Genomic DNA, 18,426 nt, shown 5'->3' on the forward strand with positions numbered 1-18,426 from the left:
TTTAAAATTAAAAACAAGAATGTTTTAACCTTTATTTGTCTTTATCGTGCAAGTTTTATTTTATTTTTATGACTATTACCCATATTTGTTGATTACCTATTTGAATTGTAACATGAATAACAAAATGAGAATTGCCTGGTTCTAAAGAAAGACATAATAGGATAGCTGGTGAGTATTAATAAAGTTTTAGAAGTTATTTACCCCCAATCGGACATTAGAACATTTCTGCACGTAGAATAGTAAGTATGACTAATGCCCATTGGGGGCAATTAAGAATTAGCTATTTTTTACTTGCTTATCAGTTTCTTACCTTTATGGATATATATCCCCTTCATAGGCTTATCAACCTTGACGCCAGACACAGTGTAATAATCATCACGTCCGTTATTAGTAACATTGGTAATCCCTGTGATAACAGAAATCAAAGGTAACGATGGCTGCAAGGTCTTTCCTATATTCGCAGGAAAAGAGAGGTAAGCCTCGCCTGCAGGTACAGTATTATTTGAAGCCTCTATAAAGGATTCACCACGGAGAATGTAATTACGTACTTCTGCTGTGCTATTATCCATCTTACTGCCGTGTTCAACGACTACCATCGTCCAATATTCCAGAGAAGGTAGGGTGAATGTTACCTTACCATTATTCTGTGTGAAGACTACTTCTTGTGGTGCACCACCGAAGCAATCAGGACTTGCGACCCATATACGTGATACAGAAGTAGCATCGTCAAGAACTATCTTCTTATTAAGCAGAACATTAGGCTCTGGCATTGTCTCCTTTAAGTCACGGATATTAAAGTTGTCTCTTGAGACATTACTGTAATTAAGTAACTGAATTGCAGTCACATTACCTTTTGTAGTGCTGTAAGTGTTTACACTATAAGGTTTTGGACCAATCGTCTGATATTCAGCCTTCTCTTTTGTTGGATCTGGTTCTGATATATCCCATGCTGCAACATTAACCCCATCCATTGTCATATTAACAGAGGTTTCTGCATTGCCATCTCGTAAGTAATTTTCGTAGGCAACAAGGAAGTCATAATAGTGAATGATTGACTTTTGCAACTCGTTTGACATCTTTCTGGCGTTATCAGGGAAATATTCTGTGAACAGCATATGGTCACCACTCAACTCAATACGAGAACCGCCGAGTGCAAAGATAGTTGCATTACCAAACAGAGCACTGCTTGTATGGAACTTACCACTATTACCATTGCGACAGTGCAGATAAGCAGCAAAGACTGTATTAAAGGTGTTCTTACGATTATTACGACGATTGTCCTGAATGATTTTACGATAGTTCCACAAATAGTCATCATCACCCCACATCTCATTATAGCCGAATTCAACGTTACCAGTACCAACTATATTCGGTCCTCCAAAGTTTGAAACGGCATTCATAACAAGGGACTTGTCTTTACTATCGGATTTCATACGATTGATAAAGTTTGCATAATAGCCTTCAAAGTCATGAGTATCACGGCGGTCACCACCAGTATAAACCTTCTGACCATTTTCTGTCTTGCTCTGCAGATTGGTATAATAAGCCTCGCGCTGACGACCTAACTGATCAATATGATAACCATCAAACTTAAGATGCTGATATATCTTTTTTATTTCTTCAGAGAGGTAGTTCACCCAATGCTGATTGCCAGGATTCATCACGTAGATACTTGGCCATGAACCTAAAGGATACTGTACCTGATGAAGGTCATAGCCACCCTTATCGTTTGCATGTAGGTCTATCCAGCCCCAATCGCTGCTGATACCATCCTTCCCATCAAGATTTGCTGGTGTTTCTGGCTTTCCATCGACAATATTACCCGTTACACCATAGAGCAAGTCATAAAACATACACTTGCTTCCAACCTCATGTAGCTTGGTAATATAATTTTCTATAGAAGATTTGAAGATATCGCGTAAGCCAACATCCTTCCATTGTGAAGCACCTTCTGGAATTGGTTTGTGATGTTGCCACTGCCAGTCATAGAACTGAATGCCAGTCATGTGGTAGCGATTAAGCATATCTACTTCCTTTTTAACCTGCTCAATAGTCTTGTCAGAGCCATAGTGTGAGACGAAACCATAGCGTGGGAAGCGCCCCCATTCGGTAGAAACATCAATACCAATCGTGGCAAGTGTCTGCTCGGCAATACCATCAGCAACATAGATTTCAGCCAGATAACCCGTAAAATCCTGTGCTGGAACCTTCCAAGACCAACTTTGTTTTCCACCGATTTCATCGGTTTTTATAACTGTATTGCCATGTAAGTAACGCACTTTTGCATTAGCTGGAAGAAGATACTTTGATGTGAAGCGAACTATGGACTCAGGCTCGTAACGTACCTTGTCTGTTGTTAGTTCTACAGGAGCATAGCGAGAAGTGATGTCTTCTCTTAGTTTTAAAGTTGTAGCACTAATAGTTTCACCTGTTGAAACACGAAGTGCATTGTCATCATAATGGTCTGCCTTATCCGCCATACGGAGCTGATAGACTGTGTTTGGAACAGCTTCTATGATGAGCCCTGTGCCTGCACTCGCTGTTGTAATAGGTATCAGGGAAACTGAAGTTCTTCCATTACTTTCCTTTGCGATATAAGCTTTCAGCCCTGTAGCTGATGTAAAATCGACATCAAAAGGGCGAGAGAAGGTAGTGTACTTACTGCTTTGCTGATAAGGAAAACTGTCCTTTACCTTATCAGAAACAAATGCAATTCCTTGCAAAGCAGGCAGGGCTGATGGTTTTACATAGAAACCAAAAGTGCCAGAAACATCGGCAAAAGTATATTGTCCAAGGCTTGGGCAACTGCTGCCTAAGTAATAAACGGCAGACAAGTTACGACAGCCATTGAAAGTTCTGTCATTGAAGTTCGTAAGAGTAGTTGGTATAACAACTGACTCTAGTGCTGTACAATAATAGAATGCACCCATTCCCAAGTTTGTTACAGACGAAGGAATTTGAACTGATTTTAGGCTTGCACAGCCTTCAAAAGCCCATTCACCAATCTCCTTTATGTCATTAGGGAGTTCTAAAGATACCAAGCCACTATTCTTAAAAGCATGGTCCTTTATATTCTGAAGACCCGTATTAAACTGCACATTTCTTAGTTGGTGGCAATCCTCAAAAGCACTGCTACCAATCTCCTTCATGCTTGCTGGTAAGACAAGACGTGTCAAAGCTGTACCAGCAAAAGAACGATAACCAATCTTCTGTAGTGCTCCAGATAAGGTTACAGAGGTTAGATTCGTACAATCAGTATATTCAAAGCCTTGCATCTCAGTGACACGTGAGGCATCCATCACTCGTCGTAAGCTCTTACAACTATTGAATGCACTGTAGCCAATAGTACTAACCGAACTTGGAATTGTCACAGCAGTAATAGCGTTGTTACCCTCAAAGGCGTTGTGTTCAATGGCTGTAACGGCATATTCTTTGTTTTTGTTGCGAACGTCAGAAGGGATGATTACATCCCCATTCGCACTCTTTCCATCCACCAATGTCACTGAATTGTCGGAGTTGGTAGCATACTTGAGGTTGTCATACACAAAGTCATCAGCAAATGAAAAGACTGCTGACGACAGCGTTACCCACAGGATAAGAAATCGTTTTAATCTCATGGTGTTTGTTTTTAGTTATTATTAATGTGCCTTATACGGCAACTTCAACTCTTTAGGGTAATATAGGAATTTCAGTTAATCCCCTATTAAATAGATTCCACTTCTCCAACCGCAGTCTTTGCAGTATCATCTTTAAACAAAACTTTTATTTCCTGATCGTTAAATAAAATAAGAGTTATTCTTAATTTATAATATCAAGCAGAGAAACTGTTACAAAGATAAACAAATAAACTATTCATTAAACTTACAAAATAGTAAATACAAGCTATAAAAATTCTATTGCACAAATAGACAATGAGTTACAAAAATAAGACAATATATAATCTAAATAAGATATAAAGCAAATTAGACTTTATCAATGAAAATCGAGCTATTAATAGTACATCTAACTGTTAAGGCTCTATGATGAATTATGTGGCTAATTCGTCATAGAGCCTAAATATATTGTCAAAAAGTATAGCCTCCAACTAAACACAACTACAAATTGACCTTAGTTTTATTACGCTTAACTCTCATTAAATCCTTACCTTTCCATATACAGCAATGGTATTAATCCTTCGCACATGTGGTGCATACCATCCGCACCACATGTGCTAAGCATCCGCACCACACGTGCTAAGCACCAGCACCACACGTGCGGAATATCAACACACAAGCTACACGATTCGTTATAGAGCCATTGTTAATCATGATATTTATAACAAAATGGATTTATACCGATGAAATCAATAATATGATATCGAAAGGGACTAAACAAAGTTTGAAGTAGAGAGAGGGCTTTTAAATATATAAAAGTAAATTCGTACAAGGGGAAACAATAACAACAATTAAAAATAAGACGTGCGAAAAATCAATATATAAGAATATTGATTTTTCGCACATAAATATTCTTTGCATTCTATTAATAATAGAAAGAAATACAGATAACTATAATTTTAGTACCATTTCATCGAAGTTATCTGGATTTATTGACTTCAAACGGACGCGAGATCGGTAAGCATAAACCGTTGCTTTTGAGCATCGAAGGAAGGAACAAATGAGTTCATTCTCATTTACGCCAAGGCGAATGAGTGCAAAGATACGAAGATCAGTCGAGAGATGCCCTGCTTGTTTAGGAACAATCTTCTCATTTGGTTTGAGTAATGCATTAAAATCCTCTACGAAGTTTGGGAAAAGACCGAGGAAGGTCTCATCAAAACTTGAATAGAAGGAATCTAACTCACGGTCAATAATCTCCTGTGACTTCAATGTGTTCAGCAGTTCCGTACGTTTGTTAGCTGTGACAAGACGATAAATCTGCTTACGATAGCTGTCGAGTTTGTCGATGTAAGCGGAGCACTCACTAAGGAAGCGAGTGATATACTCATCCTTAATATTATTTGATTCTTTCAGCAATTCGTTTGTGTTAGAAAGGCGCGCACGAATAGCACGTAATTCTACAACACGACGACGCGTATAGATAATCATAACCAACAAGAAGACAGACAAAAGACTTATAAGCACAAGAGCAGCTGTAAGTCTGAGTGCACGACTCTTCGTTTCACGCTCATGTGACTTTTCTATTGCAGGCCATACGTCAGCCATGGCAATCGTGCGCTGACGTGCATTACAGAACACGGCGTCAATCATAGCGTGATCCATATAGGCATAAGCGCGTTTTGTATCACCTTCTTCAAAAAGAATCACAGCCAATTGCTGTAGGGCAAGATATTCCTTTACTGAGTTACGAATATCAGAGATAGCAGCCGCAATAAGATATTGTTTCTGAGCCTCCACATTCTTTTCCCTACCATAAATATCAGCAAGCGAGATAGACACAAAAGCTGTTTGACGGTCGCCAGGTTTCAAGTGGTGATAGGCATCAATGAGAATTTTCTTTGCTTGCTCATACTGTTGGCGATTAACAAGCTGTTCAGCACGTGACCAAATGTCAGGAGATTGGTTATTATCTACGACAGAATCGTTACAAAGTTTCTCCATTTGCTTGTACTGCTTCCTCTGCGAAGGGATTAAAGCGGCATCAGCAAGTGTACGATAGAGAGTCTTTCGCGTAGAGAAATAATAGAAAGACAAGTCTTGGCTTATCTCACTTCGAGGAATGGAGTTAACAATATCACTTGCATCCTTAAGCTGTCCACCCCTTATCAGGAGGTAGGCAAGATTAAGTTTTGTATCATTCACCTTACTCTGACTGCCCATTGCCTTTGCTATTTTCTGCTTTTCCATGGCATAGACTATAGCAGAATCTACAGAATAAGATGTATAAAGATTGAATAGCTTGTTGGATAAATCGTAACGATCTTCCATTCTCTTAGCGGTATGAAGTTGTTTCTTTACACTGCGTATAACATCCTCATATTGTTTGTCATACTGGGATGACATGGCTATCTCATGGTCGAGATCGTCAAGTGTTGGTATTTGGGTCTGTGCATTAATAAGTAATGGCGTACATAATATTACACAGATGATTACAATTCTCTTCATTTGCTTCATTCTTATCTTTGAACATGATACCATTATTTATGTAACGTTACAATTAATGGTTTTAGTATGTGGTAATGTAAGTAAGTAAGATGCTTCATGTAAGAATAGAATAACCACAGAGGAACGTAGGTCACCTTTCAACGGATATAACCCTTTGATTTTCTATGCAATAACGTTTCTCTGCGGTACTTCTATCTCATACCTTAATTCCGCAGAACAAAATCTTATCATTCCACCACATAATGCAGATTATACCTGCACAAACTGCGCCAATGAAAAATATAGAAGAAATGACATACCAAACTGCATTATTCTTATGACTTTCAAATTTATGGAAATAGCCTATATGTTCCTCATTTTTTGACCCAAGAAGTGGGTAAACAGTAAGGAAAGACTACAAGTGATAATAAGAAATATAAGGAAATGGGAATTCTGAATTTCTTGAAAACTGATAGAATAAGCATTTCATAAGGAACAAACATAAAAGCTAATGTTTCTTCTGCATGCGCAATACCTATTCCTATATTTATATCATAAAAAAAACGACTTCCATCGTTTTATACACATTTCTTATATAGTGCTCTAACGTTGGATTATTTTTCTGAATATAGCCAAATGGATTCAAAAATATAGCCGTTTGCATACACGATTGATAAAAGGTCCAAGTATTCGTATCGGAATATGATAACTCTATCTTTCTGCACAATATAGAGAATATAATAGTCTTATTACAAATAGTTTCATATCTAAAAAACGTAATCTTATAAATATTTTTTGATTTTTGCTTTGTTTCTTTACTAATACTAGTAAGTTGAAGGTGTGTCAAAATCTTCCCCCCCTTCAATAGTTTTCTGGAAAGATATGGTCTTTGTTTGTACAATCCACTTATCCTTCTTAAAATTATTTAATCAAACATGAGTGTTATCATTTTCTTTTTAATATCCACAGAGCATTTATCAAATGGTAGTATTCGTTTACGATATATATATCCAATAAATAAACTCCCATCGTCAGAATAAGCCCTGCACCAATCACTTCTCCAAATTGGGGTATATAAAAATATCTGGTTCCTACGAATCTTTGTCTTTACTTTTGACTTCGTTGAGGGTCTCTCTCTGACATAGGTGAAACCATCTGGGTCATTAATCACAGCAGGAAATTTCATGTAATCCTCTTTATATAGAAGATTACATCCTTTACTATCATAGACACAATTGATATCAGAATATCTGAAACTGCGAGGTGGTTCAGTAGTTACCATAAAATACAGTGCTTTATCACCCAAATCAAGTTCTACAACGGAATCTAACGGGTTACCGTAACTGAAGACGTGAGCCTTGGTGATTGCTGCAAAAATAATACTATCACTTTTGTCTTGATAGAGCGACTTGACAGAATAAGTATTGTTCCCTATATCTATGCATTTTGACTGGCATGTTCCTAACACTTTATAAAGATCATATATACAATCTTTACAAGATTGTTGTGCATGTGAGGATAAAAAATATCCGCATGCCAAAATTAACACAATTGTATATTTCTTCATAATGTGAATTTAATAAGCAAGTGCACATTTACTTAATTAGTTCGTAAAAGCACTCTCTTGGTGTTTTGAAATTCGTGAATTCAACAAGTAAATTTGCACTTACTTGTTGAATTCACGAGAAATACATGTAGTATTCCTGCCTATGATTATATAAACAATGTGTTTATTATCAAATAATCTTCATTGTCTTTGCTTATGGAAGATGAACAATATTGGTGTAATAAGACATATCATGGTATCGTTCTACTCTATTCGCACTTCCACCATCTTTATAATCCACGAATGGTATGAACCTACTGTCATAATCATTAAAAGTTCCAAGGAAGTTTAATCCGCTTGTTTCTATTGGCATGTAATACCATCCCATCGGGTTGAATCCATTATAAGGGGCATTAAAAGACATTTCCTTTGAACGAATAAAATCCTTCTGCCCTAAGTAATAATTATAATAGAATCCGTTGCTACCATTCAATTTATAATCTACTTGAATACCAAAGTTGTCAACAATATTGTTATTAGGATTTTTTAAATCAATATTCCAACCATCTTTACAAATAAACTTAGAATAGCGTACTCCGCCAGTGACTGCTGATGGAGAAGCAACTCCAGAACCTGTATTGATTACTTGGTAAGCCTTATTTTTAGCTACAACTTCTGTATAACCAGTACCTGCTGCTAAACAAATAGACTTTCCCGCAGGTATCGATGTTGTAGAGTTTCCTGGCATACCGACACTGCTGCTTCCTCGGCTCAGTGCTTTGAGGTCAGTCAGATTAGCAACATATAATGCTCTATAAGGAGGTACATTCAATGGGTTTGGACTCACAAGATAATAGCCTTTCAACGATACAGTCTCTCTTGAGGCATTTGTTATTTCAATCCAACTATTCTCTCCATTTTCTGCAGACGAGTGGTAATACTCTGTTATCATCAATGCTCCACGTGTCTCTTTTAGACTTGCATTGATACTGAAATTATATGTATCACCCTCTTTGAAGTCAACAATGGCTTTCGCTTCACGACAGAATCGATTACGCATAGACAAGAAGTCAATCTGTGGGGCTACTGCTCCAGTCTTGCTATCAGCCTCACTGCGGAGGATAACTCTTGCTTTTGTCGTACTGGTTACGCCTGGTGTAGCCTTTACCCAGATATAAAAAGGCTTGGTATATTTGGTTGTTCCTGCTCCATCAGCCTCACCACCAATAGCAAAATTATTGACTTTAATCGTGTCACATTCGTCCAAAACTTTTCCCTGCCGTCTGTCTATATTAATTCTGTATGGACTTGGTTTCCATACAGGAGAAGTTTGAGAGAGATCGAAGGTACCATCCATGTGAAGCACGTCAGACTTCAAAGCGATAGAATAGACATTGCTCTTATAAAACATATCCGACTTTGCTCTAACGCCAATCCAGCTACCTAACATTAAAAACTGAACTTTAGCGTGCTTTGCCACAGGATCTACTTTCGTCAACTTCGAATAAAGTGGGATGTTATAATCGTATGAAGTTGCATCAATTTCCTTTGGTCCAGAAACCCTCATAACGCCATCAGTGCCAATACCTTGTGTCCATGCACCATTTTCTACACCATCCTCCTTACCTGTAGCCGATGCTACTTGCAGTTTAGATAAGTCAAAATATGCTGGTACTGAGAATGTAAAGTAACCCTTATTGGCAGAAATAATCTGCAAACCCTTATCAATCTTACTACTGATTCGGTGTGCTCCATCAGTAATATAGACAAATAAGGGAATCGTACTTCCAACCTTCCAGTTGTAAGTCAATGACCCTTGTTTGTCGTAGGTGATAGGTGTACGGGTCATAGCGGATTGTTCGGTATCCCATACAGCTGTCATCTGCTTTGCGTTCACCATTTCCTCTACATTCTTATCCAATGTAACATCAACGGTGATAGTCGTTTCTTCATTACTTTTATTTTGTTCAGCTGAGTTAATGTCATCCTGGGAACACGCTGCTACACCAAGTGTTATAACTGCATAAACAACAAACTTTAAAACTTTGTGCATTGTGAAAGGTTCTTCAAAAAAGAGTGAAACTTGTTTGGCTTGACCACTAATATGTGTTGATTCATCAGTGTCATATTCCTCTGTCTCATCATCCATGTTGTGTCCTTGGGAACCATCAGGGAGATTACCAGAGCCTGTTTCTAAGACAGAATGTTCCTGTATGACAGGTATAACAGCCATAGTGGGAGAAAGATATTCTTTCTTCATTTTAGTATTAATAGTTTTGGTTAATAAAACATAGAGTTTTCTATCCCACGCAAGGGTCAGATAGTTAGACTTGAATTGATTTTATAAATTTAAAGTCAATCAGGTAGATTTGGGCTTGTAGTCAATTTGGCTTTGTTATAATATATAATCCCCCGAAAGTCTTGGCGACTTCTGAGGGATTATATTATTAATTACGAACGATTAATCGTTATGCTCATTTTCGTTATTTTCACGACGTGGACGGCGCTCTCCATCACGACGTGGACGACGGTCACCACGTGGGCGACGCTGTGGCTCAACGTACCCCTCTGGCTTCTCAAGCAACACGCGGCGTGAGAGTTTGTATTTACCAGTCTTTGGATCAATCTCAAGGAGTTTTACCTTAATCTTATCGCCTTCCTTGATACCTGCCTCTTCAACAGTTTCAAGACGCTTCCAGTCGATTTCTGAGATGTGAAGCAAGCCGTCCTTACCTGGCAGAATCTCAACGAAGCAGCCGTATGGCATGATAGAACGTACTGTACCCTCATAAACTTCACCAATCTCTGGAACTGCGACAATAGACTTAATCTTACCAAGAGCTGCATCGATTGAATCCTTATTAGGCGCAGAAACCTGTACTTTACCAACACCATCAGTCTCCTCGATAGTGATAGTAGCACCAGTTTCCTCCTGCATCTGCTGGATAATCTTACCACCAGGACCGATAACAGCACCGATGAACTCCTTAGGAATCTCCAACTGTACGATACGAGGAACCTGTGGTTTCATCTCAGCACGTGGCTCTGCAATTGTCTCAGTCATAATGTTGAGGATGTGCTCACGAGCAGCCTTTGCCTGCATCAATGCCTTCTCAAGAATCTCAAATGACAAACCGTCACACTTGATATCCATCTGAGTTGCGGTCAAACCGTCCTTTGTACCAGTTGTCTTGAAGTCCATATCGCCCAAGTGGTCCTCATCACCGAGGATGTCACTTAGCACAGCATACTTATCTTCTCCTGGGTTCTTGATAAGACCCATAGCAATACCTGATACTGGCTTCTTCATTGGAACACCTGCATCTAACAATGCAAGTGTACCTGCACATACTGTAGCCATTGAAGAAGAACCATTAGACTCGAGAATCTGGCTTACCAAACGAACTGTGTAAGGGAAGTCAGCAGGAATCTGACCCTTCAAACCACGCCATGCAAGGTGACCATGACCAATCTCGCGACGGCCTACACCACGCTGAGCCTTAGCCTCACCTGTACAGAATGGAGGGAAATTATAGTGAAGGAGGAAGCGCTGGTAGCTCTTCTCCAATACGTTATCAACCATCTTCTCGTCCATCTTTGTACCGAGCGTACAAGTAGAGAGAGACATTGTTTCACCACGCTGGAAGAGAGAGCTTCCGTGTGGCATTGGCAAAGTATCAATCTCGCACCAGATAGGACGAATCTCATCTGTTGCACGACCGTCCATACGCTTGCCTGTATCAAGTACGCTACGGCGCATAGAGTCACGCTGAACATCAGCAAAGTAACGGTCAATAAGTGTGTGTTTTTCTTCGAGGTCGTCTTCTGAAAGGTCTGTGTGAGCGGCATCATAAGCCTCAACGAAATCAGACTTAATCTTGTCGTATGTCTCTTCACGGTGCTTCTTGTCGTCGTCACCGCTCTGAGCCTGAGCGTAGCAAGCGTCGTATGTAGCCTTGGTAAGCTCTTCGCGCAACGCTTCATCGTTAACTTCATCTTCGTATGCACGCTTAACATCTGTGCCACAAGCCTTTGAAAGCTCTTCCTGCATTTCGCACATTGGCTTGATAGCCTCGTGTGCTGCCTTCAAAGCACCGATGAGATCTTGCTCAGAAACCTCGTCCATCTCACCCTCTACCATCATAATGTTGTCTTTGGTAGCACCAACCATGAGGTCCATATCAGCTTCCTTCATCTGCTCGAAAGTTGGGTCGATAACATACTCGCCGTTAACACGTGCAACACGAACCTCTGAAGTTGTATGCTCGATTGGAATATCTGAAGCTGCAAGCGCTGCAGAAGCAGCCAAACCGGCAAGTGCGTCAGGCTGATCAACACCGTCAGCAGAAAGCAACATTACCTGTACATAAACTTCACAGTGATAATCAGATGGGAAAAGTGGACGAAGAACACGGTCCACAAGGCGTGATGTTAGGATTTCGTCGTCATTGGCTTTGCCTTCGCGCTTGGTGAAACCACCAGGGAAACGACCTGCGGCAGCATACTGCTCGCGATAATCAACTTGCAAAGGCATGAAGTCTGTGCCCGGAACTGCCTCTTTAGCTGCACAAACAGTGGCGAGAAGTACTGTGTTACCCATGCGGAGAACTGCTGCGCCATCGGCCTGCTTTGCAACCTTTCCGGTTTCAATTGAGATGGTTCTTCCATCTGGCAATTGAACTGTTTTCGTAATTACGTTCATCTAAAATTTTAAAATACTTATTGTTTTGACCAACATCTTTGGGAACCAAAAGTGGTAACTATGGGCAAGACTCGAATGCCTTTACACTTACCTTCTCACGCGTTCCGAAAAAATTAATCCGTGCAAATTTACCTATTATATATGTAACACCCAAATAAAAACGAATTTATTTTAGCTCTGCCAATTATCAGATGTTAAAACGTTTATCTTTATTGTAGGCTCTATAGCGAATTGTGTGGGTTGTGTGCTGATATTCCATCGGTTTGGTGTGGGTGCTCAGCACATGTGGTGCGGGTGCTCAGCACATGTGGTGCTGGTGCTTAACACTAATGGTGCGGATGGTATGCACCACATGTGCGAAGGTTTAACACCATTGCTGTATATGGTAGGGTAGGGATTTAATGTGAGTTAAGCATATTAAAATGAAGGTCAATCTGGAGTTGTGTCTAGTTGGAGGCTATACCTTTCAACAATATTTTAGGCTCTATGACGAATTACCCACACGATTCGTTATAGAGCCTTATTGTAAGCTCTCTTAATACGTTCTTTCCCTCTTTTTGCATAAATCCAAGAATATAGGACAATGACACATTCTTCTTCGTGTAGGTTGACGAGTTCTCAGTTAATGTGTAAATGGGGTGTTTGACTTTCTTGTCTGTTTATTTGTGAAATTCGTTTCGATAAAACACAGCACACAAAGGTAGTCATAATTATGAATTATTATACTGAAGTTTTTTACACAAACAAAAAAGGTTTCGCATCACTGCGAAGCCTTTCGTTTAACATCAAACTTACTCACGTAAGTTTTGTGTCCTTGTACTAACTCAAATAATTAACTTTAATAACGACTATTTTTCTATTTGACAATGCAAAGTTATAAAAAAACCACATAAAAAAATGTAATTCAAGAAAATTTGCTTATACTTTTTAGACTTTATAACAGAAGATGTGTTATCGTATTCTTTTTTTAATAGCTTATGATAAAATACATTCTTTGAAAAAACTTTTTTTTAGAATTCAAACGAACTTTTTCTCCTCAATTCTTATATATTTCTTTCCATCCTATTGATTTATAAGAGGTTTTATTTGCGCATCTCAACTTCTTAACGTACCTTTGCATACAATTAAAGGTAATATGCCACCTGAGAGTCTGCGTGCCGACTGTTAGAAGCCAGCCGCAGGCAAGTGTCTTTTTAGTGGGTTCGTTTGGTGGTGAGTTTACCTTTTATATAGGATAATAAATAATAAACAAACGAATTTGAAGACATTTGAAGAGTTAGGTGTGAGCGAAGAGATTCGTCGCGCCATTAGTGAGCTTGGATTTGAAAATCCAATGCCTGTACAAGAAGAAGTAATCCCTTATTTACTTGGTAATCGTAACGACGTCATCGCACTGGCACAGACTGGTACGGGTAAGACGGCTGCATTCGGTTTGCCTTTGCTGCAACGTATTGATACAAGCAGCAAGGAGACGCAGGCTATCGTGCTGAGTCCTACGCGTGAACTTTGTTTGCAGATTGCCGATGACCTAAAGGAATTCAGTAAGTATATCCCTCATCTACATATCGCAGCTGTCTATGGTGGTGCATCTATTGATACACAGATTCGCCAGTTGCGCCATGGTGTACAGATTATCGTGGCTACACCGGGCCGACTAATAGACCTTATGCACCGTGGGAAGGCTCGCCTTGACAAGGTTAGAAACGTTGTTTTGGACGAGGCTGACGAGATGCTGAACATGGGTTTCCAAGAGAGTATCACTGAAATATTGACCGGTGTACCTGAAGATCGTAACACATTGTTGTTCTCGGCTACGATGAGTCGTGAGGTAGAGCGTGTTGCAAAGGGTTATCTACATGACTATAAAGAGATTGTAGTGGGTAGCCGTAACGAGGGTGCTGAGAGTGTAAACCATATTTATTATATGGTGAATGCACGCGACAAGTACCTTGCCTTGAAGCGATTGGTTGACTTCTATCCAAAGATTTATGCGATTGTATTCTGCCGTACAAAGGTTGAGACACAGGAGATTGCTGACAAGTTGATTAAGGACGGATATAATGCCGAGGCGTTGCATGGCGACCTCTCGCAGCAGCAGCGTGACCTCACGATGCAGAAGTTCCGCTCACATCTCACACAGATTCTCGTGGCAACAGACGTTGCAGCACGTGGATTGGATGTGAACGACTTGACACACGTTATCAACTATGGTCTGCCTGATGATATCGAGAACTATACCCACCGCTCTGGCCGTACGGGTCGTGCAGGCAAGAAGGGTACTTCTATCTCGATTATTCACTCACGTGAGAAATATAAGGTACGTAATATTGAACGCGAAATCAGTAAAGAGTTTGTTGACGGAACACTACCTTCACCAGAGGAAATCTGCAAGAAGCAGCTGTTTAAGACAATGGATGACATCCTGAAGACAGACGTTGATGAGGACCAGATTGCACCTTACATGAAGGATATCAACCGCCAATTCGAGTATATCGATAAGGAGGTTGTCATCAAGAAGATTGTTTCTGCAACCTTCGGTCGCTTCCTTGACTATTATAAGAATGCTCAGGAGATCGAGAAGCCATCGTCACGTAGTGCACGTGAAGATAGCCGTGGCGCAAGAGGCGAAGGCAGAGGAAGCCGCAGCCGTGGTCCACGTAAGGCGGAGAGTGGTTATAAGCGACTCTTTATCAATCTCGGTAAGGCAGATGGTTTCTATCCGGGTGAGGTGATGCAGTTCATCAATAAGAATGTACATGGTAAGCAGGCAGTAGGACATATCGACCTCCTTGCTAAGCAGAGCTACATCGAAGTGCCAGAGCAGGATGCTCAGAAAGTGATGCAGTCATTGGACGGTGCAACCTATAAAGGTCGTAAGGTGCGTTGTAACGATGCTGAAGAAGGTGGTCACGGTCGCTCATCTAATGGTCGTTCAGCAGGTGGCAATGGTCGCTCTGCAGGCAGTCGTGGTGGTTACGGCAGCCGTGGCGAGGGTCGTCAGGAGTCTCGTGAGCGCAAGGGCCGTGGTCGTCGCCAGTATGATGAGAATTCTTTCGGAGGACAGCATAAGTTCAAGAAAGATGATTGGAAGGAACTTATGAAGGGTAGCCCAGCTAAGCTAAAGGGCGATGAACCAGACTTCTCTGAGGAAGGTTGGGCAAGACGCAGACCAAAGAAGTAAAAGACCCCTCCCCGACCCTCCCCAAAGGGGAGGGAGACTTAGCGCATAACGTTGGAGAGACTTTCGATAAATAGGCTATACATTGATAATCTTTCGTATAGTTCATAGCTCCATTTATGAAGGGTATTAGGCATCCGCACCATTGGTGCGAAGCATTAGCACTATTCGTGCGGAGCATCAGCACGAGTAGTGTGGAGCCTCAACACGATAACTAAAAGGGGGAAGAGAGAAGGCTATTACCGGTATCGTATATCGTGAGGTATCACTCATACGAAAGCAGTTTCTCAGTTTACCAGCAATAACTATGTACAAAATCATAGCCAGTTTATACCGTTTTAATATGAGAGGGGCTAACAGAAGCATTCCTTATTTTGCTACCTTGACAAACCTTCTCGCACTGTTTATACTTTGTTTATTTATAATAATTGGTTTATTAAATATGCAGAGTGTATTAAAATTTTGGCATACAGGCTCAAAATCAGGGGATTACCTGATAGGTGCAGTTATTATCGTTCCCTTATACCTCTTAATGTTTCGTATATTTCCAGAGCGAAAGATGAAAGAACAAGAGGCATTACTGACAAAGAAAGAATATCAGTTGGGACTGTTTTCTTATGTATTCTTGGTAATAATATTAATGATTACCCTTTTCGTTATATCTAAATAAAAATGTAGTATGCTTACAGTAAAAGTCAATAAGCTGATAATATACCCATAAAGATACTACTTTTCAAAAGAAAAATAGGTATGTTCGTTCTTGAACATACCTATTTTAATATATTAGGAGTAACCCTTACTGTGGGTTGATTTCCTGCAGCAGACGGTCAGCGTGACCCCACTTATCCATCAGGTAGAGGACGAAACGGATGTCAACACCAATACAACGTGCGAGCTTGCGATCGAAGTTGATATCGCTTGAAAGGCTATCCCAGTTACCGTCGAAAGCAAGACCAATAAGGCGACCCTTACCATCGAACATTGGAGAACCTGAGTTACCACCAGTGATATCATTGTTAGTAAGGAAGCAAAGCTGCATCTTACCTGTTGTCTTATCAGCATAACGACCGAAGTCCTTAGCACTCATAAGGTCCATCATGATAGGCTCAACCTTGTAATCCTCAAGTTTCTTACCTAACTTCATCTTCTCAACAAGACTCTCAGCAGTTGTGTAGTAGTTGCTATCGAAGCCACCAATCATATAGCCACCCACCTGTCCATAAGACATACGCATGGTGAAGTTAGCATCACTATAATGTGGCATATCCATCTCCATCTGTACCTTTGCCTCGCAAAGTTTCTTCTCTTCCTGCTCGATAGCTTCTATCTTGCTAACATAGTTGGTCGTAACTTGCTGATAGAGCATCACGAGTTCTACTCCAAGCTGTATACCTGGGTCGTTGAGTGTCTTCTCATCATTATAGAACTTATGGTCCTTAACGAGTAGTTTACTGTTTGCATAGAGCCAGTCAGTGTACTTCTTATAATTGTTACCGAACTTTGTTTTGATAACATTAAATACTTCTGGACGATATGCAGTAGGTACGTGTTCAGCATAGTTCTTCAACATAGCGGCTGTCATTTCCTTATCAAGGGCTAAGTTCCAGTCGCTACTATTGTCCTTAAACTGTACATACTGTGCTGATTCATCATCCTTAGGACCTTGTGGTTCGATAGCGCCACGGGTGATATCCAAGGCTCTCTGAATCAATTCAGACACCTTCCAGAATGACTCGTTCCAGTAAGCTTGAACCAAAGCAGGCTCAGCACTCTCCTTATAAAGGTTGCTTAACTTCTTGAGATCAACATTTACAGCAGGGTCCTTCACGGTCTTTTCATCCAACCATCTCTGTATCTTAGCCTCATATTCAGCCTTCTGACGAATCAAACCGATGGAATCAATACATTTATTCATACCAATAGAGTTTTTCCAGTAGTTAGCTGATGTAACGTACTTGTTCTCATATTGGAGACGAGTCTTCTCGTTCTTATCCATGTACTTCTTCATAATAGCGAGCTTGATATCACGAACTTGTACACGAACAGTGTTTTCAATGTCTCGACGCTGCTGTATACCGAACGAAGACAAGTAACGATTAGTAGAGCCAGGATAGCCAATTGTCATTGCAAAATCCTTATCCTTATAACCCTCAAGACTTACAGGAGCCCAGTTAGCTGGCTTATAAGGCACATTATCCTTTGAGTAGGCAGCTGGTCCGTTGGTCTTAGGATCGGCATAAATACGGAACACTGAGAAGTCACTTGTCTGTCGTGGCCACATCCAGTTGTCTGTTTCACCACCGAACTTACCCATACTCTTTGGTACAGTGAACACCAAACGTACGTCTTGGAAGTCCTGATATGTAGTGGCATAATACTTATTTCCCTCGTAGAAAGCATCTACACTGATATGCAAAGTCTTATCAATGGTCTTGATAGAGTCGGTCAAATGATTTGTAAGAGAATCGATAATCGCCTCTGTCTGTTCAGCATTCTTCCCTGCAATAAGCTTATTAACACGAGGAGTAATATCCTCCTGCTTCTTCATAAAGGAAACAAACAAGTCCTTACTTGGGAGTTCCTCTGCATAGCTTTTTGCATAGAAACCATCCTTCATATAATCATGTTCAACGGTGGAAAGGGCATTAATTGCACTGAATCCACAATGATGATTAGTGAAGACAAGACCATTTGGTGATACAACAACACCTGAGCAGAAGCCAGAGAAGTTGATTACAGAATTGCTGATAGCGTTAGGTGCGCCGTAAAGCATGTTTTCAGGCAATTGGAATCCTTCGGCTACCATTTGTTCGTAGACGGCATTTGGCAAATTGTAAAGCGTCCACATACCCTCGTCGGCGTGCATGGTTGTACTACCCAATGCGAGAAGTCCGGCAATAAGTAAAGTCGATTTCTTCAT

General features: G+C 40.3%; 7 protein-coding genes. 1 reads left to right on the forward strand and 6 read right to left on the reverse strand.

What is annotated here, in order from left to right; genetic code table 11:
* Nucleotides 1-287: 287 nt before the first annotated feature.
* From J4856_RS05745 to pnp, 5 genes are all read right to left on the reverse strand, one after another.
* On the reverse strand, nt 288-3,617 hold the full coding sequence (locus J4856_RS05745) for a glycoside hydrolase family 66 protein (protein WP_065367645.1): 3,330 nt from the start codon (nt 3,615-3,617) through the stop codon (nt 288-290).
* Nucleotides 3,618-4,544: 927 nt separating this feature from the next.
* Nucleotides 4,545-6,101 carry a SusR family glycan utilization regulator gene (locus J4856_RS05750; RefSeq protein ID WP_044080992.1) on the reverse strand — a complete coding sequence of 519 codons (1,557 nt, stop codon included), beginning with the start codon at nt 6,099-6,101 and terminating at the stop codon, nt 4,545-4,547.
* Nucleotides 6,102-7,005: 904 nt separating this feature from the next.
* Entirely contained in the window at nt 7,006-7,647 is a 642-nt protein-coding gene (locus J4856_RS05755) for an SH3 domain-containing protein (RefSeq protein WP_025837139.1), read from the reverse strand.
* Nucleotides 7,648-7,840: 193 nt separating this feature from the next.
* The gene (locus tag J4856_RS05760) at nt 7,841-9,886 is read right to left on the reverse strand and encodes a lamin tail domain-containing protein (RefSeq protein WP_234967194.1); all 2,046 of its coding nucleotides are present in this window, start codon (nt 9,884-9,886) and stop codon (nt 7,841-7,843) included.
* Nucleotides 9,887-10,087: 201 nt separating this feature from the next.
* Nucleotides 10,088-12,328 (reverse strand): polyribonucleotide nucleotidyltransferase, encoded by a 2,241-nt coding sequence (gene pnp, locus J4856_RS05765; protein ID WP_025837137.1) that lies wholly within the window; start codon nt 12,326-12,328, stop codon nt 10,088-10,090.
* Nucleotides 12,329-13,586: 1,258 nt separating this feature from the next.
* Here pnp and J4856_RS05770 point away from each other — a divergent pair.
* Complete coding sequence (locus J4856_RS05770; protein ID WP_065367644.1) at nt 13,587-15,509, forward strand: DEAD/DEAH box helicase; 1,923 nt, start codon at nt 13,587-13,589, stop codon at nt 15,507-15,509.
* Nucleotides 15,510-16,302: 793 nt separating this feature from the next.
* Here the strand turns inward: J4856_RS05770 and J4856_RS05775 are convergent.
* Entirely contained in the window at nt 16,303-18,426 is a 2,124-nt protein-coding gene (locus tag J4856_RS05775; protein ID WP_025837133.1) for a S46 family peptidase, read from the reverse strand.

It is taken from the genome of Prevotella scopos JCM 17725 (genome assembly GCF_018127785.1).
GTDB classification, from domain to species: domain Bacteria; phylum Bacteroidota; class Bacteroidia; order Bacteroidales; family Bacteroidaceae; genus Prevotella; species Prevotella scopos.

Excerpts from the sequence above, each read along its gene's own strand:
- J4856_RS05745 (WP_065367645.1), bottom strand. The coding sequence starts at position 3,617 with ATGAGATTAAAACGATTTCTTATCCTGTGGGTAACGCTGTCGTCAGCA.
- J4856_RS05750 (WP_044080992.1), bottom strand. The coding sequence starts at position 6,101 with ATGAAGAGAATTGTAATCATCTGTGTAATATTATGTACGCCATTACTT.
- J4856_RS05755 (WP_025837139.1), bottom strand. The coding sequence starts at position 7,647 with ATGAAGAAATATACAATTGTGTTAATTTTGGCATGCGGATATTTTTTA.
- J4856_RS05760 (WP_234967194.1), bottom strand. The coding sequence starts at position 9,886 with ATGAAGAAAGAATATCTTTCTCCCACTATGGCTGTTATACCTGTCATA.
- pnp (WP_025837137.1), bottom strand. The coding sequence starts at position 12,328 with ATGAACGTAATTACGAAAACAGTTCAATTGCCAGATGGAAGAACCATC.
- J4856_RS05775 (WP_025837133.1), bottom strand. The coding sequence starts at position 18,426 with ATGAAGAAATCGACTTTACTTATTGCCGGACTTCTCGCATTGGGTAGT.